The 24,379-nt window shown below is 72.6% G+C and carries 22 protein-coding genes and 2 tRNA genes; 8 read left to right on the top strand and 16 right to left on the bottom strand.

Annotation, left to right across the window (positions count from 1 at the left end; all coding sequences use genetic code 11):
- Nucleotides 1-19: 19 nt before the first annotated feature.
- The 3 genes from ACFV0T_RS06080 (at nt 20) to ACFV0T_RS06070 (ending at nt 3,044) form a co-directional block, all read left to right on the top strand.
- Nucleotides 20-625 (top strand): lytic polysaccharide monooxygenase, encoded by a 606-nt coding sequence (locus ACFV0T_RS06080; RefSeq protein ID WP_385774935.1) that lies wholly within the window; start codon nt 20-22, stop codon nt 623-625.
- Between the two features lie 165 nt (nt 626-790).
- Nucleotides 791-1,258: a hypothetical protein gene (locus ACFV0T_RS06075; protein WP_385774933.1), complete on the top strand. Its 468-nt coding sequence runs from the start codon at nt 791-793 to the stop codon at nt 1,256-1,258.
- A gap of 70 nt (nt 1,259-1,328) precedes the next feature.
- Nucleotides 1,329-3,044 carry an AMP-binding protein gene (locus ACFV0T_RS06070; RefSeq protein ID WP_385774931.1) on the top strand — a complete coding sequence of 572 codons (1,716 nt, stop codon included), beginning with the start codon at nt 1,329-1,331 and terminating at the stop codon, nt 3,042-3,044.
- Here ACFV0T_RS06070 and ACFV0T_RS06065 read toward each other — a convergent pair.
- The 6 genes from ACFV0T_RS06065 to ehuB all read right to left on the bottom strand — a co-directional run bounded on the left by ACFV0T_RS06065 (nt 3,010) and on the right by ehuB (nt 7,247).
- Nucleotides 3,010-3,083 (bottom strand) — tRNA-Lys (locus tag ACFV0T_RS06065). The two genes, ACFV0T_RS06070 and ACFV0T_RS06065, sit on opposite strands and share 35 nt — an antisense overlap.
- A 104-nt stretch (nt 3,084-3,187) precedes the next feature.
- Nucleotides 3,188-3,946: an IclR family transcriptional regulator gene (locus ACFV0T_RS06060; protein WP_385774929.1), complete on the bottom strand. Its 759-nt coding sequence runs from the start codon at nt 3,944-3,946 to the stop codon at nt 3,188-3,190.
- A 245-nt stretch (nt 3,947-4,191) separates the two neighbouring features.
- On the bottom strand, nt 4,192-4,968 hold the full coding sequence (ehuA, locus tag ACFV0T_RS06055) for an ectoine/hydroxyectoine ABC transporter ATP-binding protein EhuA (protein ID WP_385775111.1): 777 nt from the start codon (nt 4,966-4,968) through the stop codon (nt 4,192-4,194).
- 10 nt (nt 4,969-4,978) lie between these two features.
- Nucleotides 4,979-5,629, bottom strand: coding sequence for an ectoine/hydroxyectoine ABC transporter permease subunit EhuD (gene ehuD / locus ACFV0T_RS06050; protein WP_385774927.1), 651 nt, complete (start codon nt 5,627-5,629; stop codon nt 4,979-4,981).
- Nucleotides 5,626-6,345: an ectoine/hydroxyectoine ABC transporter permease subunit EhuC gene (ehuC, locus tag ACFV0T_RS06045; RefSeq protein WP_385774925.1), complete on the bottom strand. Its 720-nt coding sequence runs from the start codon at nt 6,343-6,345 to the stop codon at nt 5,626-5,628. The genes ehuD and ehuC overlap by 4 nt, the downstream gene beginning before the upstream one ends.
- Nucleotides 6,342-7,247 (bottom strand): ectoine/hydroxyectoine ABC transporter substrate-binding protein EhuB, encoded by a 906-nt coding sequence (ehuB, locus tag ACFV0T_RS06040; RefSeq protein WP_385774923.1) that lies wholly within the window; start codon nt 7,245-7,247, stop codon nt 6,342-6,344. The genes ehuC and ehuB overlap by 4 nt, the downstream gene beginning before the upstream one ends.
- Nucleotides 7,248-7,344: 97 nt before the next feature.
- On the opposite strand from ehuB, the gene ACFV0T_RS06035 reads away from it, so the two are divergent.
- Nucleotides 7,345-7,851, top strand: a complete 507-nt coding sequence (locus ACFV0T_RS06035) for a DUF3830 family protein (protein ID WP_385774922.1) — start codon at nt 7,345-7,347, stop codon at nt 7,849-7,851.
- On the opposite strand, the gene ACFV0T_RS06030 is transcribed toward ACFV0T_RS06035, so the two are convergent.
- Complete coding sequence (locus tag ACFV0T_RS06030; protein WP_385774920.1) at nt 7,820-9,232, bottom strand: amidase; 1,413 nt, start codon at nt 9,230-9,232, stop codon at nt 7,820-7,822. The two genes, ACFV0T_RS06035 and ACFV0T_RS06030, sit on opposite strands and share 32 nt — an antisense overlap.
- A 17-nt stretch (nt 9,233-9,249) precedes the next feature.
- On the bottom strand, nt 9,250-10,197 hold the full coding sequence (locus ACFV0T_RS06025; RefSeq protein ID WP_385774918.1) for a D-2-hydroxyacid dehydrogenase: 948 nt from the start codon (nt 10,195-10,197) through the stop codon (nt 9,250-9,252).
- A gap of 138 nt (nt 10,198-10,335) precedes the next feature.
- Here ACFV0T_RS06025 and ACFV0T_RS06020 point away from each other — a divergent pair, with 138 nt between their 5' ends.
- The 3 genes from ACFV0T_RS06020 to ACFV0T_RS06010 all read left to right on the top strand — a co-directional run bounded on the left by ACFV0T_RS06020 (nt 10,336) and on the right by ACFV0T_RS06010 (nt 14,157).
- The gene (locus ACFV0T_RS06020) at nt 10,336-11,130 is read left to right on the top strand and encodes an aspartate/glutamate racemase family protein (protein WP_385774916.1); all 795 of its coding nucleotides are present in this window, start codon (nt 10,336-10,338) and stop codon (nt 11,128-11,130) included.
- Complete coding sequence (locus ACFV0T_RS06015; RefSeq protein ID WP_385774914.1) at nt 11,127-11,858, top strand: aspartate/glutamate racemase family protein; 732 nt, start codon at nt 11,127-11,129, stop codon at nt 11,856-11,858. The genes ACFV0T_RS06020 and ACFV0T_RS06015 overlap by 4 nt, the downstream gene beginning before the upstream one ends.
- A gap of 1,189 nt (nt 11,859-13,047) precedes the next feature.
- Nucleotides 13,048-14,157 (top strand): LLM class flavin-dependent oxidoreductase, encoded by a 1,110-nt coding sequence (locus tag ACFV0T_RS06010; protein WP_385774912.1) that lies wholly within the window; start codon nt 13,048-13,050, stop codon nt 14,155-14,157.
- Here the strand turns inward: ACFV0T_RS06010 and ACFV0T_RS06005 are convergent.
- Nucleotides 14,136-16,106, bottom strand: a complete 1,971-nt coding sequence (locus ACFV0T_RS06005) for a putative bifunctional diguanylate cyclase/phosphodiesterase (RefSeq protein WP_385774910.1) — start codon at nt 16,104-16,106, stop codon at nt 14,136-14,138. The genes ACFV0T_RS06010 and ACFV0T_RS06005 overlap by 22 nt on opposite strands.
- Before the next feature lie 317 nt (nt 16,107-16,423).
- Here ACFV0T_RS06005 and ACFV0T_RS06000 point away from each other — a divergent pair, with 317 nt between their 5' ends.
- Nucleotides 16,424-17,752: a M6 family metalloprotease domain-containing protein gene (locus tag ACFV0T_RS06000; RefSeq protein WP_385774908.1), complete on the top strand. Its 1,329-nt coding sequence runs from the start codon at nt 16,424-16,426 to the stop codon at nt 17,750-17,752.
- A 119-nt stretch (nt 17,753-17,871) separates the two neighbouring features.
- Here ACFV0T_RS06000 and ACFV0T_RS05995 read toward each other — a convergent pair.
- From ACFV0T_RS05995 to ACFV0T_RS05965, 7 genes are all read right to left on the bottom strand, one after another.
- A tRNA-Lys gene (locus ACFV0T_RS05995) sits at nt 17,872-17,948 on the bottom strand.
- Nucleotides 17,939-18,562 (bottom strand): bifunctional DNA primase/polymerase, encoded by a 624-nt coding sequence (locus tag ACFV0T_RS05990; protein WP_385774905.1) that lies wholly within the window; start codon nt 18,560-18,562, stop codon nt 17,939-17,941. Before ACFV0T_RS05990 ends, ACFV0T_RS05995 begins: the two co-directional genes overlap by 10 nt.
- Before the next feature lie 126 nt (nt 18,563-18,688).
- Nucleotides 18,689-19,057 carry a hypothetical protein gene (locus ACFV0T_RS05985; protein ID WP_385774903.1) on the bottom strand — a complete coding sequence of 123 codons (369 nt, stop codon included), beginning with the start codon at nt 19,055-19,057 and terminating at the stop codon, nt 18,689-18,691.
- Nucleotides 19,058-19,322: 265 nt separating this feature from the next.
- The gene (locus ACFV0T_RS05980; RefSeq protein ID WP_385774901.1) at nt 19,323-20,663 is read right to left on the bottom strand and encodes an AAA domain-containing protein; all 1,341 of its coding nucleotides are present in this window, start codon (nt 20,661-20,663) and stop codon (nt 19,323-19,325) included.
- Nucleotides 20,660-22,255 carry a hypothetical protein gene (locus ACFV0T_RS05975; RefSeq protein WP_385774899.1) on the bottom strand — a complete coding sequence of 532 codons (1,596 nt, stop codon included), beginning with the start codon at nt 22,253-22,255 and terminating at the stop codon, nt 20,660-20,662. Before ACFV0T_RS05975 ends, ACFV0T_RS05980 begins: the two co-directional genes overlap by 4 nt.
- The gene (locus tag ACFV0T_RS05970; RefSeq protein ID WP_385775109.1) at nt 22,246-23,376 is read right to left on the bottom strand and encodes a hypothetical protein; all 1,131 of its coding nucleotides are present in this window, start codon (nt 23,374-23,376) and stop codon (nt 22,246-22,248) included. The genes ACFV0T_RS05975 and ACFV0T_RS05970 overlap by 10 nt, the downstream gene beginning before the upstream one ends.
- The gene (locus tag ACFV0T_RS05965; protein WP_385774897.1) at nt 23,327-24,292 is read right to left on the bottom strand and encodes a phosphatase PAP2 family protein; all 966 of its coding nucleotides are present in this window, start codon (nt 24,290-24,292) and stop codon (nt 23,327-23,329) included. Before ACFV0T_RS05965 ends, ACFV0T_RS05970 begins: the two co-directional genes overlap by 50 nt.
- Between the last annotated feature and the right edge of the window lie 87 nt (nt 24,293-24,379).

The raw sequence follows: 24,379 nt of genomic DNA, 5'->3' as shown, positions 1-24,379 counted from the left end.
GTTCTCCAGGAGCGGCAGCATGCGCAGAAAGACCAAGTGGTACGCCGCCGTGGTGGGCCTCGCCACCACCGGAGCCATCGTGCTCTCGTCGGGTGGTGCCAGCAGCCACGGCTACACCGACCTGCCCATCAGCAGGCAGAAGCTGTGCCAGAACGGCACGGTGACCAACTGCGGCGACATCCAGTGGGAGCCGCAGAGCGTCGAGGGCCCCAAGGGCTTCCCGGCCGCGGGTCCGGCCGACGGCCGCATCTGCTCCGGCAACAACACGCGGTTCGCCCAGCTCGACAGCCCGAAGACCCCGTCGGGCGGCGCCTGGCCGACCACCAAGGTGACGGGCGGACAGAGCTACACCTTCCGCTGGCAGTTCACCGCGATGCACGCCACGACCGACTTCAAGTACTACGTCACCAAGGCGGGCTGGAACCAGAACCACAACCTGGCCCGCTCCGACCTCAACACCACACCGTTCCTGACGGTGCCCTACAACAACCAGCGTCCGCCGTCCACGCTCTCCCGCAGCGGCACGCTGCCGTCCGGGCTGAGCGGCCACCACGTCATCGTCGCGGTGTGGACGATCGCGGACACGGCCAACGCGTTCTACGCCTGCTCCGACGTCACCTTCTGATCCCCCCACGGGCAGGGTCCGGGTGCGACGGGACCTCTGGTTCCGGCGCACCCGGGTGCGCCCCGACGAGTTCTGAGCGTTCCTTGAGCTGCTCGGGCGCGGCCCGGGGGTAGGTTCCTGGCACGCCCCGCCGATGGCAGGGCGTACCGGAGATCGGGGGATCCCATGGACGTGATGTTCTACGTCGTACCCGGCCTGATCATGGCCGTGACTGTCTTCGCCGCGTACCGCGTGCTGCGCCGCACGGTCCAGCTGCGCATGGCCTGGAACAGCGGTCTGACCGCGGAGGCGCGCTGTCTGCGAGCCTTCACCACGGTGCACGGCGGAACCAACGACAGCTCCGTGCGCACGACCCTGCACCACGTGTACGAGTTCACCGCGCGCGACGGCCGCACCGTCCGCTTCGAGGAGGAGGACGGCCCCGCCACCGTCGTCGAGGGCGACTACATCACCGTGCATTACAAGGAGGGGCCTCGCGAGGTGATCGCCACGGCTCTCGCGCCGCGCAAGGCCAAGCAGGCGGCGGCCACCGTCGCCATGCTCGCGTTGCTCGGCGTGGTCCTCGGGTTCTGCGTCGCCTTCATGGTGACGTACACCCACGCCGCCGCCTCCGCGGGCGACGTCGGCTTCTAGGGCGGGTTCCGGGAGCTTCCCGGCGCACGACCCTCCCCTTCTGACGGTACGTCAATTACCGTGCGCGTTCATGGAGTCCACGAGGGGTACGGTCGCCGAACTCGTAGCGGCGAGGTGGGGCGACCACCGGCCGGGGCTGTGGTTCGAGGAGCGGGTGCTGACCCACCACGAGGTGGCGGCCGGGGCGGCGGCCCGCGCGGCGCTGCTGGCCGAACTGCTCCCACCGGGCGCCGCACCGCATGTGGGCGTCCTGCTCGACAACACCCCGGAGTTCCCGTTGTGGCTGGGCGCGACCGCCCTGGCCGGAGCGGCCGTCGTCGGCGTCAACCCCACCCGCCGGGGGTCCGAACTGGCCCGGGACATCCGGCACACCGAGTGCCGGGTCCTGGTCACCGAACGGGCCCACCTGCACCTTCTCGACGGACTCGAACTCCCCGGCGTGCGCCTGCTGGTGACCGACGGCGAGGCCTACGCCGACCTGCTCACCCCGTACGCGGACGCCCGGCCCGACGCCTCCCGGGCCACCCCGGCCGACCGGGTGCTGCTCTGCTTCACCTCCGGCTCGACCGGCGCCCCCAAGGCCGCGATCTGCTCCCAGGGCCGGCTGGCCGCCGCCGGACGCTCGCTGGTGGACCACTTCCACGTCCGCCCGGACGACGTGCACTACGTCTGCATGCCGATGTTCCACGGCAACGCGGTGATCGCCGACTGGGCGCCCGCGCTGGCGGCCGGGGCGGGGGTGGCGCTGCGGCGGCGCTTCTCGGCGTCGCGGTTCCTGACGGACGTGCGGCGCTACCGGGCGACGTACTTCACGTATGTGGGACGGGCCGTGCAGTACCTTCTCGCCACCGAGGCGCGCCCCGACGACCCGGACAACCCGCTGCGGCTGGGCTTCGGCACGGAGGCGGGCGCGGTGGACGCGGCGGCCTTCGAGCGCCGGTTCGGGGTGCGGCTGGTGGAGGGGTACGGCTCGTCGGAGGGCGGGGCCGCGGTCCAGTGGATGCCGGGAACCCCGACGGGGGCGGTGGGGCGCGCCGCCCGCGGGGGTGACCTCGTCGTCCTGGACCCGGGGACGCACGCGGAGTGCCCGCCGGCCGTCTTCGACCCGGGCGGGCGGCTGCTCAACGGGGACGAGGCGATCGGCGAACTGGTCAACCGCGGGCCGAACCCCTTCGAGGGCTACTGGCGCAACCCCGAGGCGGACCGCGAGCGGCGCCGCGGCGGTGGCTGGTACTGGACCGGCGACCTCTTCTACCGGGACCGGGACGGCTTCCTCTACTTCGCCGGGCGGGCCGACGACCGGCTGCGCGTCGACAGCGAGAACCTCGCCGGCGCCCTGATCGAGAACATCCTCGCCCGGTACGAGGGTGCCGCGGCCGTCGCGGTGTACGCGGTGCCGGATCCGGTCGCCGGGGACCAGGTGATGGCGGCCCTCGCCGGTGACTTCGACCCGCTCGGTTTCGCGGAGTTCCTGCTGGACCAGCCGGACCTGGGGACGAAGATGGCGCCGCGGTTCGTCCGGGTGGTGGAGCGGATGCCGGTGACCGCCACGAACAAGATCCATCGGGTGGGGCTGCGGCGGGAGGGGTTTCGGTGCGCGGACCCGGTGTGGTGGCGTCCACCCGGGGTGGCCGCGTACCGCAGGCTGGACGCCGCTGACCTGGCCGGGCTGGTGGCGGAGTACCGGGCGCGGGGGCGGGAGGAGCTGATAGCGAAGGAGCCCCCCGCTGTCGCGAGGGGCTCCTCATCTGTGCGCCGCCAGGGACTCGAACCCCGGACCCGCTGATTAAGAGTCAGCTGCTCTAACCAACTGAGCTAGCGGCGCATGACTCCCGCCGTCCGCACTCGGCGGGCGACGACGAGGAAAATATTACATGGTCCGCGGGCGTGCTCGTGACCACGGACGGGCCGCCCGGTCCGGGCCCTGGCTCAGATCGCCAGCGACAGCAGCACGGGCGCGGCGTTCCGGTTCAGCGCGTCCGCCGCCTGCCGGAGCCGGTGCGCGTGCTCCAGCGGGAGGGAGACCGCGAGGCAGCCCACTGACGAACCGGCCGTGATCGGGACGGCCGCGCAGACCGTGCCGATCGCGTACTCCTGGAGGTCGAGGACCGGCACCGTGGGCGGCTGCGCCTCCAGACGGGAGAGCAGGAGTTTGTCGCTGGTGATGGTGCGCGAGGTGAGGCGGGCCATCTTGTGCCGGGAGAGGTGGTCGCGCCGGCCGTTGTGGTCGAGCTGGCCGAGCAGGCTCTTGCCGACCGCGGTGGCGTGCGCGGAGAAGCGGAAGTCGACCCATTCGTTGACCGCGGGGGTCGTGGGGCTGTCCGCGTACTGGGTGACCTTGACCTCGCCGTCGACGTACCGGCTGATGTAGACGGCGGCGCCGACGGAGTCGCGCAGCCGGTCCAGGGTGTGCTGGAGCTTCTCGTGCAGGGCCTGCTCGCGCTCGTGGGCGGAGCCCAGCCGGGCGAGGGCGTGGCCGGTGACGTACGCCCCGTCGGTGATCTGCTCGACGTAACCCTCGCGGCGCAGCATGAGCAGGAGCGCGGTCAGTCGCTCCGTGCCCAGGCCGGTCTCGCGGGCGAGCAGGGTGTCGGTGACACCGCTGGCGCGCCGTGCCACCGTCTCCAGGACGCGCAGGGCGTCCTGAGCCGAGTGGTACGGCGCGGTCGGCTCGTGCTTCAGCGCCACGGTGTTTCCCCCCGGTCGCTTCCTGGGCCGTGATCCGGACAACGGATCCCCTCCACGATAACCGCCAAGAGACGGATCGGGAGGGGGTGTTGGCGAGAATGTGGCCCTCCCAACTGCGGCTCTGGCTCTCTGGCATATGCCAGAGTCAGGCCACGGTGTCGAGACCTGGGGTGATGTCGCGTTCACTTCGTGTAATTGCACGCCGGGATTTCCACGCTCTCGGCACCGCGGTCACAGCACCGCGGTCACAGCACCGCGCCGAGGAACTCCCGGGTGCGTTCGTGGTCGGGATCGCCGAAGAGCTTCTCCGGCGGCCCGGACTCGATGACGCGACCCGCGTCGAACATCAGTACCTGGTCGGAGATGTCCCGGGCGAAGTTCATCTCGTGGGTCACGCAGAGCATCGTGATGTCCGTGCTGCCGGCGATGTCCCTGAGCAGGTCGAGGACGCCCGCCACCAGCTCCGGGTCCAGCGCCGAGGTCACCTCGTCGAGCAGGAGCACCTGCGGCCGCATCGCGAGGGCGCGGGCGATCGCCACCCGCTGCTGCTGCCCGCCGGACAGCTGCGTCGGCCGCATGTCGCACTTGTCGGCGAGACCCACCAGGTCGAGCAGCTCGCGGGCGCGTACCTCCGCCTCGTCCCGGGACAGCCCGAGGACGGTGACGGGCGCCTCGGTGAGGTTCCTGAGCACGGTCATGTTCGGGAAGAGGTTGAACTGCTGGAAGACCATCCCGATCTTCTTGCGGACCTCGCGGAGCTGCTTCTCCGGGGCCGGGTGCAGTCGTTCCCCGGCCACCGTGATCGTGCCCTCGTCGGGCTTGGTCAGCGTCATCAGCAGCCGCAGGATCGTCGTCTTGCCGGAGCCGGACGGGCCGATCAGCGTCACGTGCTTGCCTGAGTCGACGGAGAAGTCGAGCCGGTCGAGGACGGTGTTGTCGCCGAACCGCTTGGTGACCTGGTCGAAGCGGATCAGTTCGCTGCCGTCCACCGGCGGATTGCTGTGGGCGTCGGGATCGTTCAGCAGGGGGGTCTCAGCGGACAAGGCGTCGCTCCAGGGCTCGCAGAAGAAGGGAGGCCAGATAGGAAATGAGGATGAAGGCCACGCCGATCACCGTGAGGGGCTCGGTGAACTGGAAGTGCTGCTGGGAGAAGAGCCGGGCCCGGCCGAGCATCTCCAGCACGGTGATCACCATCAGCATCGGCGTGTCCTTGAGCATGGCGATGACGTAGTTGCCGAGGGCCGGCACCACCCGCCGGATCGCCTGCGGAAGGATCACCGCCCGCCAGGTCCTCATGGCCGGCAGGCTGAGCGCCGTCGCCGCCTCCCACTGACCGGCCGGCACGGCCTCGATGCCGGCCCGGTAGACCTGCATCGTGTACGTCGAGTAGTGCAGGCCGATGCCGATCACACCGGTGGCCAGCGCGGAGAGGGTCAGGCCCCACTCGGGCAGCACGTAGAAGAGGAAGAACAACTGCACCAGCAGCGGGGTGTCGCGCACGAACTCCGTGACGACCCCCACCGGCCAGCGCACCCAGCGCGTCGGCGTCCGCATCAGCAGCGCCCACACCAGCCCGAGGGCGAACGAGATCAGCGAGCCGAGCGCCAGCGCTTCCAGGGTGACCACCAGGCCGTCCCAGAAGCGCGGCATGAAGTCCTGTACGGCGTTCCAGTCCCACGTCACGCGGCGACACCTCCGACCCCGGTCGTCTCGGCCCGCTTGAGCTCACGCGCGGCCGCGCCGCGTTGCGGCTCCTTGCCGATTCCTGCTTTCAGCCGGTTCTCCAGCCCGTGCATGAGGCGCGTGAGCAGGAAGGCGATCACGAAGTAGATCAGCAGCACATAGGTGTAGATCTCCGCGCTCTCCTGGAGCGCCAGCCGCACCAGGTTGGCGCTGAACGTCAGGTCGCCCATGCCCATCACGGACACCAGCGCGGTGCCCTTGAGCAGTTCGATCAGCAGGTTGCAGAAGGGCGGGATCATCTCCGGCACCGCCTGCGGCAGCAGGATCAGCCGCATCCGCTGCCAGGGCGTGAAGCCGAGCGCGATGCCGCCCTCCCTCTGGGCCGGATCGACCGCGTTCAGCGCGCCGCGCACGATCTCAGAGCCGTACGCCCCGTAGGTCAGCCCCAGCGCCAGCGTGCCCGCCCACATCGGGACGAGCTGCCAGCCGAAGGCGACCGGCAGCACGAAGAACACCCAGAAGATCATGACGAGGGCCGAGGTCCCGCGGAACACCTCGGTGTAGAGGCCCGCGAGGAAGCGGACGATCCATAGCCGGTGGGTGCGGGCGATGCCGACGGCGAAGGAGACGGCCGCGGCCAGCAGAGCGCCGTAGACCAGCAGTTGGAGCGTGGTGCCTATGCCCTTGAGTACGAGTTCCCAGAGTCCTGGAGTCATCCGCCGCACAGCTCCTTCGCGGTCAGATCGGTCATCTCCGCCTCGGTGAAGCCGAACGGCCGCAGGATGCGGAACAACTCCCCGCTCTTCTTCAGCTTGTGCAGTTCCACGTTGAAGGCGTCCCGCAGCCTCGTCTCGGTCGGCCGGAACGCGAAGGCGCCCCCGTCGACGTGCGGCTTGCCGTCGACCACCGGCGCGAACGCCTTCGTCGCCTCGGCCTTGCTCGACTTCTTGACGACCTCGCGGGTGGTGAGCGCCGTACCGGCGAAGACGTCGACCCGCCCCGCCTCGACCGCGTTGAGTCCGGCGACCTGGTCCGGGACGACGAGGATGTCGCTCTCCTTGTAGCCGGCCTCGACCGCGTACTGGATCTCGGCGTAACCGGTCCCGGTCGCGAACCTCGCCTTCTTCGCGACGACGTCCTTGTACGTGTGCAGGCCCTTCGGATTGCCCTTGCGCACGATGAACGAGTCGAGCATCTGATAGTCCGGGTCGGCGAAGACGACCTGCTCGCAGCGGTCCGCGTTGACGTACATCCCGGCCGCCACGACATCGAACTGCTGCGAGTTCAGGCCCGGAATGAGCGAGCCGAACTCCGTCGGCACCGGCTGGACCCGGTCGATGCCGAGCCGTTTGAACACGGTTCTCGCCAGTTCCGGCGCCTCGCCGGTCAGATCACCGTTCCTGTCGATGTAGCCGAAGGGGATCTCGCCCGCGATACCGAGCCGTACGACACCCTGTGCCCTGAGCCGGTCGAGCAGATCACCCCCCTCGGTGGTGGACGCCGTGGCCACGCGGCTGCAGCCGGCGGCACCCAGCGCGCCGAGTGCCGCGACCCCCGCGAGCAGCGATCTGCGGGTGGGCGAGGCTTTGCGTTCGTCGTTCCCGTGAGGTGGAGCCATGGCCGCGCGGCTACCCGAGACCATGCGACCTATGCGGACGAGTTTCGGTCGCGATCGCGAACGAGGCGCCCTTGACCGGCGCGGGACCATGGAACGCATGGCTGATCGCTACATCGAAATCTCGCTGGTCAAGCGGGGAATCCACTGCACGGCGAAGCTGCTGGACGACCGCGCGCCGATCACCTGCGCGGCCGTATGGAATTCCCTTCCGTTGTCCGCCGACGTTTACCACGCGAAGTACGCGCGCAATGAGATCTACGCCCTTTTCCCGCCTTTCGCGAAAACAGAGCCACCCCTGGAAAATCCGACGGTCACCCCCATCCCGGGAGATCTCTGCTATTTCTCCTTCGCGGGCGCGGAACTGGGTACGAAGGCGTACGGCTACGACGCCGAGGTCCGCCCCGGCACCACGGTCGTCGACCTCGCCCTCTTCTACGAGCGCAACAACCTGCTCCTCAACGGCGACGTGGGCTGGGTGCCCGGCATCGTCTGGGGGCAGGTGGTGGACGGCCTGGAGGCCATGGCGCAGGCGTGCAACGACCTGTGGCGGTCGGGGGCGGCGGGGGAGACGCTCAGCTTCCGGCGGAGCGCAACGACGCCGTGAACCCGGCCTCGTACAGGGCGTGGGCCGCGCGCAGCACCAGGTCGTCGCGGTGCCGGGCGGCCACGATCTGCATCCCCACCGGCAGACCGGCACCGTCCGCCCCCACCGGGACGGTCGCCGCGGGCTGCTGCGTCATGTTGAACGGGTAGGTGAACGGCGTCCACCCCGTCCAGCGGCGGTAGCCGGAGCCGTTCGGCACCTCGACGCCCGCCTCGAACGCGGTGATCGGCAGGGTCGGCGTGACCAGCAGGTCGTACGACTCGTGGAAGCGGCCCATGCGGCGTCCGAGTTCCATCCGGACGTCCACCGCGGCCAGGTAGTCCAGCGCCGACCGGCGGGCCCCCGTGGCGCAGATCTCCCGCAGCCCCGGATCCATCGACTGCCGCTGCCGCGGCCCGAGTCGCTGGGCGACGCGGGCCGCGCCGGTGAACCACAGGGTGTGGAAGGCGTCCACCGGGTCGGTGAAGTCGGGGTCGCGCTCCTCGACGTACGCGCCGAGCCCGGCCAGCCCCTCCACCGCCCCCCGGACCGCCGCCGCGACCGCCGGGGCCACCGCCACCTGCCCGCCCAGACAGGGTGAGTACGCCACTCGCAGCCCGCGCACACCCCCGGCCAGAGCGTCGCTGAAGGACACCCCGGCCGGCCCAAGCGCCGACCAGTCGCGCGCGTCCGGCGCGGAGATCACGTCCAGCAGCACCGCCGCGTCCGCCGCGTCCCGGGTCATCGGCCCGACGTGCGACAGCGTGCCGAACGCGCTCGCCGGGTACAGCGGCACCCGCCCGTACGTCGGCTTCAGCGCGAAGATCCCGCAGAAGGCCGCCGGGATACGCACGCTGCCCCCGCCGTCCGTGCCCAGCGACAGCGGGCCCGCGCCCAGGGCCACGGCGGCCGCGCTGCCGCCGCTGGAGCCGCCCGCGGTGCGCGAGATGTCGTAGGGATTGCGGGTCGTTCCGCTCAGCGGCGAGTCCGTGACGCCCTTCCAGCCGAACTCGGGTGTCGTGGTCTTGCCGACGAAGACCGCGCCCTGCTCCCGCAGCCGGGCCACGGAGGGCGCGTCCTCGTCCCAACTGCCCTCCTCCGCGATGCTCTTCGACCCGCGCAGGGTCGGATGGCCGCGCAGCAGCAGGATGTCCTTCACCGTGACCGGCACGCCGTCCACCGGGCCGCGCGGTTCGCCGCGCCGCCAGCGATCGGCCGACTCCCGGGCCCGGGCGAGCGCCTCGTCCGCGAGCAGCCGCACGAACGCGTTCACCTCCGGCTGGATGCGTTCGGCCCGCTCCAGCACCGCCCGGGTCGCCTCCACGGGGCTGAACTCGCCCTTGCGGAAACCCTCGACGAGTCGTACGGCGGTCAGTTCGGTGAGGTCGGTCGGCTCCGTCATGCACCCTCCTGGCGGCGTCAGTGTCCGGGTACGTATCCGCGTTTCTTGTCGACCACGTTCGACAGGCTCCGGCCCGCCGCCCAGCGCTCGTACAACTCGACGAACTGGGCGCCGAGGTCGTCCCGCCAGCCGACCGTGTCCCCACTCATGTGCGGGGACACGATCAGACCCGGGACCTGCCACAACGGGCTGTCAGGGGTGAGGGGTTCGGACTCGAAGACGTCCAGCGCGGCCCCGGCGATCCAGCGCTTGACGAGCGCCTGGGCGAGCGCGTCCTCGACGACCAGCGGCCCCCGCCCGACGTTCACGAACCGGGCCGAGGGCTGCATCACGCCGAACCGGCGGGTGTCGAACATGCCGCGCGTGTCCTCGGTGAGCGGCGCGGCCGAGATCACCCAGTCGGCGCGGGCCAGCAGCCGGTCCAGGTCCTGGGGGCCGTGGATCCCGGTGCGCGGCACCCGACCGACGACCGCCGTCGTGACGCCGAGCGCCTTCAGCGTGCGGGCGATCGCCCGGCCGATGGGGCCCGACCCGACGACACACGCGCGGGTGCCGGCCAGCCGCTGCCCCTCCCGGTGGCGCCACTCGCGCCGGCCCTGCAACTCCAGGGTGCGCGGCAGGTCCTTGGCCATCGCCAGGACGAGTGCGGCGACGTACTCGGCGATGGGCTGCTCGAAGATGCCGCGCGCGTTCGTCACCACCGTGTCGGACGCGGCGAGTTCCGGGCACATCAGATGGTCCACGCCCGCGCTCGCCGTGTGCACCCAGCGCGGCCGGGGACCCCCGCCCGGCCATGCGTCGCGCACCGCCGTGGAGGTGAAGTCCCACACGAGCAGCACGTCGGCGTCCGGGAGATGCCGGGCGAGCGAGTCCTCGTCGGCGTGCACGATCCGGGCGCGGCCGGTGAGGCGGCCCAGTCGGGGCCGGGGGTCGGCGTCGAGGACAAGGAGCGTGGGGGCGGTCATGGGCAGCCGTTCTTCGCCGGGTGCGAGCGTCTGACATGCGCGGATTGACCACGCTCGCACCCGAACCTACCTTCGTCAACACGGGCGTGCGTACGGTCCGTTGTCCCCTCCTTCCGCACGGTGAGGCAGGTGCCTGCCATGGAGTCCCCGGACATCACCTTTCTCGGTGGCCCGCGTCCGCAACGAGGCGTCGGCGTGGTGGCCCCCTTCGACTTCGCGCTCGACCGCGAACTGTGGCGCTGGGTGCCCGACGACATCTCGCTCCATCTGACCCGGACACCGTTCGTGCCGGTCGAGGTCAGCCTCGACCTGGCGCGCCGGGTCAGCGAACACGAGACGCTGGACGAGGCGGTGCGCACGCTCAACGCCGTCTCGCCCGAGGTCGTCGCCTACGCCTGCACCTCGGGCAGCTTCGTCGGCGGGATCGCCGGTGAGCGCGCGATGTGCGAGGCGATGACCCGGGCGGGCACGGTGCCCTCCGTGACCACGTCCGGCGCGCTCCTGGAGGCGCTCGCGGAGCTCGGCGCGGGGCGGGCGGCGCTGGTCACCCCGTACACCGAGTCCGTGACACGGGCGCTCGAGGAGTACGTCGCCCAGGCGGGCGTCGCGGTGACGGGCTGCGCCTACATGGGGCTGACCCGGCACATCTGGAAGGTCCGGTACCGGGACGTGGCCGACATGGCGCGGCGCGCGGCCCGGGGGCGGGCCGCGGACGTACTGTTCATCTCCTGCACGAACCTGCCGACGTACGACGTCATCCCTCAGCTGGAGGCGGAACTACGCATACCCGTCCTGTCGGCCAACCAGGTAACGATGTGGGCGGCGCTGCGCAGGCTGGGTACCCGAGCCGTGGGGCCGTATCAGGCGCTGCTGGAAGAGTCGGCGCGTGAGTGGCCCGTACTGCCGGAAGAACAGCAGGAAGGCTGGACATGACCGCACTCGGATTCCTCTACCCGGGCCACTCGGCCGAGGACGACTATCCGCGCATCGAGCAGCTCCTGGGCAGCGACATCCGGGTGGACGTCGTCCACACGGACATCGGCGAGGACGCGCACCGGGTGGACGCGCTGCGCGAGATGGGCTCACCTGAGCGGCTCGCGGCGGGCGTCGAGGAGCTGCGGCTGTCGGGGGCCGAGGCGATCGTGTGGGCCTGCACCAGCGGCAGCTTCGTGCACGGCTGGGACGGCGCCCAGGAGCAGGTGCGCGGCCTCGCCCGGGCGGCCGGGATGCCGGCCTCCTCGACCTCCTTCGGCTTCGTGCACGCGGTGCGGGAGCTGGGGGTGCGGCGGATCGCGGTCGGGGCGACCTACCCGGACGACGTGGCGGAGCTGTTCGCGGACTTCCTGCGGGCCGCCGGCGCGGAGGTGGCCGGGGTCCGCGGCGCCGGGATCGTCACCGCGGCCGAGGTCGGTACGTGGGGCGAGGAGGAGCTGTTCGCGCTGGCCAGGGCGGCCGACGAGCCGTCCGCCGAGGCGCTGCTCCTGCCGGACACCGCCCTGCACACGGCCGCGCACCTCCCCGCCCTGGAGAAGGAGCTCGGCAAGCCGGTCCTCACCGCCAACCAGGTCACGGTCTGGGAGGCCCTCCGCCTGGCGGACCGACGCGTGAACGCCCCGACACTGGGGGCACTGTTCACCCGGGAGCCGATCGTGCAGGTGTGAGGGGGGCAAGGCTTGAGTCCGGGCTCCGCGCCGGGTTTCGGGCTGGGTTCGCGCCGGGCCTCGCGTCTGACCCGGGGCGGTTTTCGGGCCGGGTTCCGCGCCGAGCCTCGCGTCTGACCCGGGGCGGTCCTCGGGCCGGGTTCCGCGCCGAGCCTCGCGTCTGACCCGGGGCGGTCCTCGGGCTGGGTTCGCGCCGGGCCTCGCGTCTGACCCGGGGGCGGTCCTCGGGCCGGCTCCGCGCCGAGCCTCGCGTCTGACCCGGGGCGGTCCTCGGGCTGGGTTCCGCGCCGGGCCTCGCGTCTGACCCGGGCCGGTCCTCGGGCCGGGTTCCGCGCCGGGCCCGGCCCTGGGCTTCGGGTCGGATCGAGGGCCGTCCCTCGTGCGCGCCCGGCACTGGACCCGGCGCCGCGTCCGGCCCTGGGTCGGGCTTCGGGCGCGCTGCGGATCGGGCTCGGTGTCGGGCTTCGGCTCGGACCCCTGTGGCGGGCCGCGCGATCGATCCCGTGCCGGGCATCGCCTTCGATCCTGTGCAGGGTCTCGCCTTCGATCCTGTGCCGGGCCTCGCGCCGGGCCGGATCCCTGGTCGGACTGCGGGTCGGGTTCCGGGCCGGATCCCGGACCGCTCGCGATGGCCCCGTCGGTGCGTCGGGCCTTGCTTCTGCCCCCGGGTCGCGCCTCGCGCCGCGCCCCGGCTCGGGCTTCGGCTGGGCCTCCCGCCGAACGCGGGGCCGGGTTTCGGCCGCGCCTCCTGCCTGGCCCGGGGCGGGGCTCCGCCGCCACTCCGAGAGCCTGGCGCTGAGCAGACCCGGAGACCCGGGTACCGCGCCGGGCCGAGACCGACGCCGGCTGAGAGCCGCGCCCTGCGCCGGACCCTTGCGCCCCCGCCCAGAACCGCGCCGTGTCCCGCGCCGCACCCCGCCCCGAAGCGCGCGCCGCACCGCGTCCCGCGCCGTGCCGTGTCCCGCGCCGTGCCGTGTCCCGCGCCGTGCCGTGTCCCGCGCCGCACCGCGTCCCGCGCCGAACCCCGCCCAGAACCGCGCCGCGTCCCGTCCCGCACCGTGCCTCGCGCTGAGCCCCGCCCGAACCGCGCCCCGGCCCCCCTTCCCGCCCCGCCTCCGGGAATAAACGGCGACACCCTCCTGTTAGCGCTGGCACGACAGCGTAGGCCGGAAAACAGGAGGCACTCACCGTGACGGCAGACGAGACCCGGGGCGACGCGCAGGGCATCCGGGGCGAGGCGCGGGGTACCGCCCCCGTGCCCCTCTCCGTACTGGACCTGGTGACCGTGGGCGCGGGCAGCACCGCGACCGACGCCCTGCGCACCAGCGTCGAGCTGGCCCGGCTCGCGGAGTCCCGTGGCTTCCACCGCTACTGGGTCGCCGAGCACCACTCCATGCCGGGCGTCGCCTCCTCCTCGCCCGCGGTGATCCTCGCCCACCTCGCCGCCCACACCGAGCGCATCCGGCTCGGCTCGGGCGGTGTCATGCTGCCCAACCACGCGCCGCTGGTGATCGCCGAGCAGTTCGGCACGCTGGAGGCGATGGCCCCCGGCCGCGTCGACCTCGGCCTCGGCCGCGCCCCCGGCACGGACGGCGCCACCGCGGCCGCCCTGCGCCGCAGCGACCGCCTCGACGAGAGCGCCGACGACTTCCCCCAGCAGCTCGCGGAACTGCTGCGCTTCCTGGACGACGACTTCCCCGACGGCCACCCCTACGCCCGTATCCACGCCATCCCGGGACCGATCCAGGGCAGCTCGCCCGGCGGTGTGCAGTCCCCGAACCGCCCCCCGGTCTGGCTGCTGGGCTCCTCCGGCTTCAGCGCCCGGCTGGCCGCCATGCTCGGCCTGCCCTTCGCCTTCGCGCACCACTTCTCCGCGCAGAACACCGTTCCGGCGCTCGACCTGTACCGGGAGCAGTTCCGCCCGTCCGCCGTCCTCGACGAGCCCTACGCCCTCATCGGGGTCTCCGCGCTCGCCGCGGACGACGAGAAGGAGGCCCGCCGCCAGGTGCGCGCCACCGCCCTGAACATGATCCGGCTGCGCTCCGGCCGTCCCGGGCTCTTCCCCAGCCCGGAGGACGCCGAGGCGTACGAGTTCAGCCCGCTGGAGCAGGAGTTCACCGACTCCTGGGCCGCCAACATCGTCCACGGCACGGTCGACGAGGTCCGCTCCGGCCTGGACGAACTCCAGAAGCGCACCGGCGCCGACGAGTTGATGCTCACGTCCCACGCCCACCGCGGTGAGCTGCGCCTGCGCTCCTACGAACTGATCGCGGACGCCTACGGGTTGCCGACGGCGTAGGACGTCGTCCCCAGCAACTCGTCGATGCGGTCCGGCGGCACCGGCCGGGAGTACAACCACCCCTGGCCGGTGTCGCAGCCGATGTGCCGCAGCCGGGAGGCCTGGGTACGGGTCTCCACGCACTCGGCGGTGACGGTCAGCCCGAGACGATGGGCGAGTTGGATCATCGCCTCGACGACGACCTCGTCGGCGGGGTTCGGACGCTCGCCCGCCTCGTCGTACTGGAAGCCCCGGACGAAGGAGCCGTCCAGCTTCAGCACGGAGACGGGCAGCCGGCTGAGGTAGGCGAGGTTGGAGTAGCCGGTGCCGAAGTCGTCGATGGCGATCCGCACGCCCATGTCGCTCAACGCCTGGAGGGTCTGGAGGGGGCGCCCCGCGGATCCCATCACCGCGGACTCGGTGAGCTCCAACTGAAGCAGGCTCGGCGCGAGTTCCGTCTCGGCGAGGACCTTCGCCACGTCCGCGACCAGGTCGGAGTCCCAGATCTGACGGACGGCCACGTTGACGCTCACGAAGATCGGCGGCTCGTCCGGGTGGTCGAGCTGCCAGCGGCGGGCCTGCCGGCAGGAGGTGGTCAGCGCCCAGCGGCCGAGCTGGACGATCGAGCCGTCCTCCTCGGCCAGTGCGATGAACCGATTCGGCGTCAGCAGGCCGAACTGGGGATGGTTCCAGCGCGCGAGGGCCTCGACCCCGCGCAGCCGGCCGTCCTCCATGCCGACCAGCGGCTGGTACTCCAGGACGAACTCGCCGCGCTCGATGGCGGGCCGCAGCGCGGAGGCCAGGGCCTGCCGGGTCATGCGGTGGGCGTTGCGCTCCGGGTCGAACAGCGTCCAGCGGGACTTGCCGTCGGCTTTCGCCCAGTACAGCGTGGTGTCGGCGGCCTGCATCAGACCGGTGGCCGTGGTCCCGGCCGCGTGCCGTTCCACGACCCCGATCGACGCGGACAGCGACAGCCGCCGGCCGGCCAGGTCGAAGGGGGCCTGGAGGGCCGTCAGCACGGATTCGGCGAGCTCGGCCAGCTGGTCGGTGCCGGTGGAGTCCTCGACCAACAGGGCGAACTCGTCGCCCCCGAGCCGGGCCACCAGCGGCGTGCCGGTCCGGGACAGTCCGGCCGCCTCGGCGACGTGGGTCAGCCGTTCGGCCACGGCGGCCAGCAGCCGGTCGCCGACGCGATGGCCGAGAGTGTCGTTGACCGCCTTGAAGCCGTCCAGGTCCAGATAGCACAGACCGATCCGTCCGGTGCCGCTCTGCTCGTACGACTCCGCCTCCAGCGCGGCCGTCAGGCGCTCGAAGAACAGGGTGCGGTTGGGCAGCCGGGTCACCGGGTCGTGCATCTGCAAGTGCCGCAGTCGGGCCTGGAGTTCACGGCGGGCGCTGATGTCGGCGACGGACAGCAGGACGCCGGGTTCGTCGCCGCTCAGGGGCGCGACGGTGACCTGCACCCACACCGACTGGCCGTCGGGGTGCTTGAGCCGCCGGGTGCAGCGCAGCTTCGCCTGCCGGCCGCGCAGCACCTCGCGGTAGGCGTGCCAGGTACGGGTGTCGGAGGTCAGGTCGACCAGGTCGGCGGCCGGACGTCCGGCGAGCGCCGCCGGGTCGCCGCCGAGCAGGACGCCCAGCATGTCGTTGGCGTCGACGACGAGGCCGTCGCGGTCGACGACGGCCATCGCGAGGGGCGCCGTGGTGAAGACGGAGCGGTACGGCGACTCGCCGCGAGGCGATCCGTCGCGTGGTGATCCACCGCGAGGCGATCCTTCACGGGTCGCCGCGTCGCGAGGCGATCCCTCACGAGGCGACTCGTCGCGAGGCGATCCCCCACGGGGCGCCGTGTCACGGGTCGCCGTGTCGCGAGTCGACCCGCCACGAGGGGGCGCGTCAAGATCACTGTCTGTGACGGCCGACCGATCGAGGTCTGCCGCGGGCGTCGGCCCTTCGGACGTTCCGCTCACCGCTCGCTCCCGCAGTGCACTCGATCTCTGTCCGCGCAGCAAAGTGTGCCGATCATAGAGGGTGGTCCCAAGGCCTTCCAGCCACTGTCCAGTGTCCCCGACGGGGTGCCCTTTCTGACAGATCGTTTCTGCCCGCACCTGGGCGGGTTCTTCGAGTGGCGGACCGCTTGTGACGTTCCGTGAGTACTTCGGGGGTGTCGTTCTTTACCCAGATTCCGGGCCTCTCACTCATCCGGGTCAGATAAACAGGACATAGGACAGCAAAAGTACACAGTCTGGATGCGGCGTCGTCCCGTGAACCGCATCCGGAGGTCCTGTTGCCGCGTCAGCTGCTCCGCAAGGGACTCGGGCGTCGGACCTGCCGGGGCCTCGGCCGGGTGGCGGCACATTCCCGACTGCGCAGTACCGCCGCCGTGTTCACCACGATGTCGGCGCTCGCCGCGACCTCCCTGTTCGGCGGTCCGTCCGTCGCCGAGCCCTTCTCGGTCGAGCCCTGCGAGTTGCAACGCACCGATGCCCACCACTCGGAGGGCCTGGACACCTGGAACGCCGCCTATCCGCGTCCGGTCCACCGGCTGGACGCGGTGATGATCTTCCTGTCCTTCCCGGACTCGGTCCCGCGGACCACACCCGCGCAGCTCGCCGCCGACCACTTCCCGGCCACCAGCCGCTTCTTCGAACGCGCGTCCTACGGCAAGTTCACCCTCCGCCCGCATCCGCTCCAGCGCTGGATCCGGATGCCGAAGCCGTCCACCGCGTACGCCATACGGCGTGACTGGAACGCCGCGGACCGGGCCGCCTACCTGCGTGACGCGCTCGCCGGCGCCGACCCGCAGGTCGACTTCTCGCGCTACGACATCGTCTACTTCGTCGCCGACCCCGACGCGCCCGGCGTCGACTCGGACGCCACGAAGGTCGTCAATCTGGACACCCCCCTGCGGGCGGACGGCACGGACCTGCGCCGGGTGGTGACCGTCTTCGAGCAGCACCCGCCGGACCGCCTGGTGCTCGCGCACGAGACGGGCCACGTCTTCGACCTGCCGGACCTCTACCACCGGCCGGCGGACGGCAAGGGCGACTGGGACACCTACGTCGGCGACTGGGACCTGATGGGCAGCCAGTTCGGACTGGCCCCCGATCTCTTCGCCTGGCACAAGTGGAAGCTGGGGTGGCTGGAACCCCGCCAGGTGATGTGTGTACGGGGTGCCCGTCCGACCCGGCTGACCCTCGAACCCCTCGGCGCGGGCCCCGGCGTCCCGGTCACCGGCGCCGCCGGATCCCCCGCTTTCGGCCTCGGTGACGGCACCAAGCTCGCGGTGGTGCGCACCGGTCCCGACAGCGTCCTCGCCTTCGAGGCGCGCGGCCCGATCGGCAACGACCGCGCGGTCTGCGACGCGGGTGTCCTCGTCTACCGCGTGCAGAGCGGCGCGGCGTCCGGCCGCGGCCCCATCGAGGTGGTCGACGCCCACCCGCGCGGCGAGGCCTGCTGGGAGGACTCGGTCTACCCGCCCCTCGCGGACGCCCTGGTGGGCCTGGGGGAGAGCTTCACGGTACCGGGCGAGAACGTCCGCGTGGACGTGGAGGGGCGCACGCCGTCCGGCGCGTGGACGGTGAAGATCACGACGGGAGTCACGGCGGCCCGGTGAGGCGCCGACGTCCCCGTTCCGCGCCGTGCGCAGACGGGCACACGGACAGACGGGCACACGGACAGGCGGGCATACGACGACGGGGTTCGCGGAAACCGCGAACCCCGTCGCCATCATCATGGTGCGCCGCCAGGGACTCGAACCCCGGACCCGCTGATTAAGAGTCAGCTGCTCTAACCAACTGAGCTAGCGGCGCCTGCTGACGTCGTAGACCTTAGCATCCTGATCGGCGGGAGGAAAAATCGATATCCGCACCGCCGAGCGGGCCGCGCGGACGGCCGCCCAGAGCAGGATCTCGGGGCCCGGCAGCCATGGGTGCCGGGTGTCGGGGGCGACGAGCCAGCGGGCGGCGGACGTGGTCGTGGCGCCTGTCACGGGGGCGAGGGCCGGCACGGTCACCGCGTCGCCGCCGCCGTGGCACAGCAGCGGCGGCACGGACCCCGTACGGCCGTCCGGGCGGCCGTGGGCCCCCCACTCCTCCCACTCCATCAGGGAGGGCAGCCGCTGGGCCGTGCCGGGCGCCGCGAACAGCAGCATCCGCCCCCGGAACGCGGCCACCGGCCCCGAGCCCGGCCCTTCGTCCCACAGCCGGTCGAGCATCCGGCGACCGAAGATCGCGGGGGCGCTGACCACGTCGAAGACGGAGCCGCAGGGCAGGACGACCGGGGCGTCCGGCCGCTCGTGCCACAGTGCGAGGGTGCTGCGCGGATACGTTCCGGCGGAGGCCAGCCAGTCGGCGCCGTCCGCGGTGACTCCCGAGACATCGGAGCGGTCGCGGCCGGGGAACGGCTCATCCTGTGTGCTGCTCATGCCACCTACATCTACCGGGCGTGAGCGAGTGATTCCCGAGGGTTGCGGGAAACCGGGACAGGGAGGGACGGGAGGGGGTATCTTGCCCGCCTGGCATATGCCGTGGAGGTGGTCCGCCCGCGCCGCTCAGACCGGGTCGACGTGTCCCCGGCCCTCGGTGCCGCCCCGCATCAGGTCCCGGCCGAACTCGACCATCTTCTTCGCGTAGTCCTCGGTCCACTCGGCCCGCTCGGCGATGTCCGCGGCCGTGAGCCGGTCGAACCGGCGCGGATCGGCGAGCTGAGCGGCGGCGATCGCCTGGAACTCCACCGCCCGGTCGGTGGCCGCCCGGAACGCGAGGGTCAGCTCCGTGGCCCGGGCCAGCAGCGCCGCCGGATCGTCGATCGACTCCAGGTCGAAGAAGTGCTCCGGGTCGGTCGCCACTTCCGTGGGCTCGAAGAGCAGGGGCGCGGGGCGTAGCCGCGGTTCGGTGCGACGCGGCGTGGGCTCCGCCATGTCTTCTCCTCCTCGTACGGTTGTCGGTGGCACCCCCTGTCAGGAAGTCCACCCTCCATTCTCTCCCCGGGGCGCAAGGGCACACCGGACAGGCGTCACCGCCCCGCACTCTCAAGCCCGCGGGACCGCACGATGTTCCCGCAGTCCGCGCACGGCCGCCAGGTGAGCGGGTGCTCCCGAGGCGCTCACGGCCGCCAGGTGACCGGGCGCTCCCGACGCGCTCACGGCCGCCGGGCCACCCTGCCGTGCATCCGAGGCCGCCCGCTCACGGTCGCCAGCTCACCCGGTGCTCGCTCAGCCGGGCCAGGACCGCGTGGTTCGCCTCCCAGCCGTCCGGGAACTTCACCAGCGTGCCCAGCTGGACCGGTTCCGTCGACGGGTAGTCGTCCAGGAGGTCGCTCACCCCCGCCCGGCACACCACGATGCACGCGTGCCGGTGACGCGAGGCGAGGACGCACAGGCGGCCCGTCTCCAGGTGGAAGGCGGTGGCGTCGGGGCGGCCGGAGAGCGGGTGCAGGACCACCGTGACGTCGAACTCCCTGCCCTGGAGCCGGTTCGCCGTGTCCACGGTGACGTCCGCGACGCCCAGGTCGGCCAGCGCGGCCCGGACCGCCGCGGCCTGGTCCCGGTGCGCCGTGCCGACGGCGATACGGTCGGCCGTGAGGGGAGCGGCGTCGGGCGAGCGTTCCGACGTCGCCGCGCCCCCGCGGTCCAGCAGCCGCCGTACGACCGTGGCCAGCGCGCGCACCGCCTCCGGGTCCGTGCGGGGTGTGTGCCGGGCGGGCAGTTCGAGCAGTCCCCAGCCCGAGAGCGCGGCCTCGTCGATCACCCGGTCCGGGCCCGAGCCGTCCGACGGGACGGCGAACGCGAGCCGGCGGTCGTCGTGACCCGTGCCGCTGCGGAAGGGGGTGTACGGGTAGAACGCGTCCGAGACCAGGGGCGCCGCCGAGGCCGGCAGCCGCCACGAAACCGGCAGGCGGTGCTGCGGCAGCTCCGGGTTGTGGGCCAGCAGGGTCGTCACGGCGGAGGCCGAGGGGTCGTACGACAGCCCCGCCCACTGCTCGCTGCCGACCATCGCGAAGGGGTCCAGCTGCCCGGGGTCGCCCACGAACAGCGCCCGCTCGAACAGTCCGGCCACGGCGAGCAGCGCGTCGGAGCGCATCTGGTAGGCCTCGTCGACGATCGCGTGCCGCCACGGCTCGTCGACCTTGACGTGGGCCCACTTGGCCGCGGTGGAGACGACCACCGGGAGGCCGGTGAGATCCGCCGCCTTCGCCGACTTGCGGACGTTCGGCAGGTCGTCCAGCGCCTTGTCGTACGGGTCGGCGTCGCTGCTGTGCAGCCGGCCGACCGGCAGCTCCGCGTTCTTCTCGGCGAGCCGCGCGACGAGGTCGTCGACCTGGGCGTTGGTCTGCGCGACGACCATCAACGGGCGCCCGGCTTCGGCGAGCTCCAGCGCGGCGCGCACCACGAGCGTGGACTTCCCGGCGCCGGGCGGGGAGTCCACGACGACTCCGCGGTGCGTGCCGTGCAGGGTGTCGCGGAGGATCGAGTCGGTGGCCCGCGCCGCCGCGGCACCAGGGTCGAAGGCGGCCTCGACGGTCACAGCACGTCCTCCTCGGTCACGGGGTCGGCGGCCTCCGGCAGGGTGGCCGTCTCGCCGGGCGGTCCGCCGTGCGTCCACGGCGTGTTCTCCGGGTCGGGCAGCTTCGCGCCGCCGCGCTGCTCGTGCTCGAAGAGCGTGAAGCAGACCGGATCCCCCTTCTCGGGCACGGATCCGGCCTCGGGTTCCTTGCCGCGGCCCATCTTGTCGACCACCCGCAGCACGAGCAGCCCCTCGCCCTCGTACCCGACGAACTCCGCCGCCTGCGGCTTCCCGCCCAGCGAGCGGTGCACCTTGACCCGTTCGCCCAGGTGCGGGCGGTCGTCGGTGCGGACGGTCACCAGCGGGCGCGGACTGGGCCGCTTGCCCTCGCTGTACGCCATGACGACGTCCGTGACCTCGCCCGCGAACGCCTCCCCGGCCAGCCGCCTGCCCGCCATCACCAGCGGGTCGTCGAGCGCCTCCTGGGCCTCCAGCCGGGCCTGTTCCCGCTCGCGCGAGGCGAGCTTGTTGGCCGCGGTCACCGCGTCGTCGCGGCGCGGCTGCGGGGGCTCACCGGCCAGGACGCGGTCGCGGTGGGCGGTGAACGACCAGCGGTCGCGTGTCCACCGCTCCTCGACGTGCGCCCCCTCGGGCAGCGTGCGCAGCAGTTCCAGGCCGTCCCACACCTTCTCCCAGGTGGGCCGGGTGCGGCTGTCGACCAGGGTGCGGATCTCGCGCTCGGCGGTGGTCACTTCACCGAGCCGGTCGTCCGCCTCCAGCCCGTCCTCGGCGGCCGCGAGGGCGGTACGCGCCCGGTCGTAGCGCTCGATCGCGGGCGCGAGCAGTTTGTTGTCGAACGCCGGGTCGGTCGCCGGGCCCGCGGGCGGGCACACCAACTGCCCGCCGCTGTCCCGCGCGAGCTCGGCGCGCAGCGCGGCCTCGGCGCCGGAGACACCCTCCGGCGGGTCGATCCAGGCGAGCAGCGCGCCCAGGTGCTGGTCCTCCAGGCTGGACTGGCCGGTCGCCCAGTGCCGGCCCAGTACCTCGGTCAGGGCCAGCAGCAGCGCGGAGCCGGGCACCCGGGACCGCTCGCCGAAATGGGTCAGCCAGCGCCCCAGCAGCGGTACCCGCGGCGGCGCCGGATGCGGGGTCTCCGGATCCTGCTCGGCGGTGCGGCGGAAGCGCGTCGAGCGCCCCAGCAGTCGTACGAGGTCGATGCCCGCGCGGCTCGGCACGATCAGCTGGGGCGCGTCCGCGCACAGCTCGACCTCGACCTTGACCCGCTTGCCCGTCTCCGGGTCGGTCTCGTTGCGCTCGGCGGCCTCGACGACGTCCGCGTACGCGTCGACGTACGGCAGGACGACGTCGGCCAGTTCGGCCAGGAACGCGAACCGCAGATCGCGGTCGCGCGGCTGCGCCACCACGAGCAGGCGTGGCGCGTCCCGGTCGGTGCCGACCAGCGCGCCGAGCGGGGCACCGGCCTCACCGGCGGTGACGAGCGGCACGAGGACCAGCGGCCGTTGCGACAGATGCCGGTGCCGGACGGTGGCGGTGGGCTGGGCGCGGCCGGTGGAGACGGCCTCCAGCCGGGCGAGGGTGGAGATCAGCGACAAGGTGCCGCCTCCCGGCCCAGAGCCTCGGCGCGCAGCCGGGCCGCCCTGCGCAGCGCCGCCACCGCCGGATCCCGCGGGTCACCGGCCTCGCCGCGGGCCGCCGCGAGGACGTCCTCGACGGTCGACAGAGAGCCCAGGTCGGCCCGCACCGAGCGGCCCAGCGAGGTCACCGCGCCCTCCGCGCGCGAGCGGTCGCGGCAGTGGAACGCCAGCTCGCAGGCGGCCAGGCACTCCGGCGCGTACACGGCGGGGACCGACTCGACGGCGGCCGTGAGTTCCTCGGCGGGCAGCTCGGGAGAGAAGCAGGTGCCCTCGGGGAGGGCGTCGGCGATGTCCTGGACGCGGGTGAGCCGGGCCAGCTGGCGGCTGGTGACCGCGCGCTGCTTGCGCACGTCGACGGCCGAGGCGGTGGGCAGGTTCGAGAAGTCCTTCGGACACACCAGCAGGACGCGGTGGCGCACCCGTGGAGCCGGGTCGAGCCGGGCGGCCACCTCCTCCAGCGCCAGCACGTACACCGCGGCCTGCCGCGCGGCCGCGCCGACCTTCGCCGGGTCCGCCGAACCGTCGAGCATCGGGAAGGACTTGATCTCCACGACCGTCCAGCTGCCGTCCGGGTGCACGACCACCGCGTCCGGTTCCAGGAAGGCCGGGGAGCCCGCCACGTCCAGCGCCAGCATGGGGTGGTCGAGCAGCGTCCAGGTGCCGGGGGCCTCGGCGGCCTCGCGCAGCGCCAGTGCCGTACGCGCCGTGCGGCCTTCCGGTCCGCTCGCCGCGAGGTCGGGGGTGTGGGCCCGCTCGGGCGGCTCGGCCGACCGGTCCAGCCGCTCGTGCGCCAGCCGCAGCAGCTCCGCGCCGCCGTCCGCCTTGACCCGTGCCTCGAACGCGTTGCCGCGGGTGAAGGCGAACTGCGACTGCCCGAAGACCGAGGGCGAGCCCAGCGCGCCCGCCAGCGCCGCCTTGTTCACCCCGGCGCCGTCGAGGATCGCGCGCCGCTTGCACCCGGGGTTGGCGGCGAGCGCCGCGAGGGCGCGCGCGTCCAGCGCCTTGGCCGGTACGTCCGGACCGCGCAGCTCAGCGAGCCGCTGCCGGAGTGCCCTCCCCGGCGTCCGAGGGGGAGGCACCCGGCTCGGCTCCGGGCCCGAACCGCGCATCGCGCTGCCGTGGAAATCGCTCACCCGCGGAAGTCTGGCATCCGGCACTGACAATCGAGGAACCTGCGTCGGCGGAGGCCGTCGAGCCGGACGGGACAGGTGCCCCGCGCTGTGCCTCGAAGCGGGCCCGGAACCGGTCCGCGGCCCGCGTCACCAGTGGTGCCAGCAGCAGTCCGGCGCCCATCACGGCGGCGCCCGCGACCGCGTCGAGGAAGTAGTGGTTGGCGGTGCCCATCACGACGATCGTGGTGAACAGCGGGTAGACGATTCCGGCGGCCTTCGTCGCGCGGGTGCCGCCGAACCGCCAGAGCATGACCCCGCACCACAGCGCCCAGCCCACGTGCAGGCTCGGCATCGCCGCGTACTGGTTCGTCATGCCGCCCAGGCCGCGCGGCGCGCTCGCGTCGCCGCCCCACCAGCCGTACGAGCTGTACTGGGCCATGGTGTCCACGAAGCCGTGGCCCGCCGACAGCAGCCGGGGCGGGCAGGTGGGCAGCAGGGTGAAGCCGATCAGACCGAGGAAGGTGGAGGTCATCAGCCAGGTGCGGGCCGCCCGGTAGTGCACCGCGCGGGAGCGGAACAGCCAGACCAGGAGCACGGGCGTGACCAGGTAGTGCAGCGACGCGTACCAGAAGTCCGCCGGCACCCCGATCCACGCCTCACGGGTGAACAGCCGGTTGAGCGGGTGCTCGGCGTTGAGGTGCAGGATCTTCTCGATGCGCAGGATCGTCACACCGTGGTCGACGGCACTGGAGACGTCGCCGCGCGCGAGGAGGCGGCCGGCGGAGTAGCAGGCGTACACCAGCAGGATCAGCGGCAGCTCGGTCCACCAGCGCAGCCGGGTCCGAGGGGCCGTTTCGATGCGAGGTGTCTCGGTCTGCGACATCCGATCGTCCTCCCCCTTCTTCGTCCCTGCGACGCCTGCTGGCGCGGTCGTGACACTTTACGGCGTATGTGCGCACCCGCTCCGGGC

The sequence above is a fragment of the Streptomyces sp. NPDC059582 genome, assembly GCF_042735715.1.
In the GTDB taxonomy this organism is placed as follows: Bacteria; Actinomycetota; Actinomycetes; order Streptomycetales; family Streptomycetaceae; genus Streptomyces.
The sequence above is the reverse complement of the archived record's forward strand: the minus strand, read 5'-3'. Positions and strand labels throughout refer to the sequence as shown.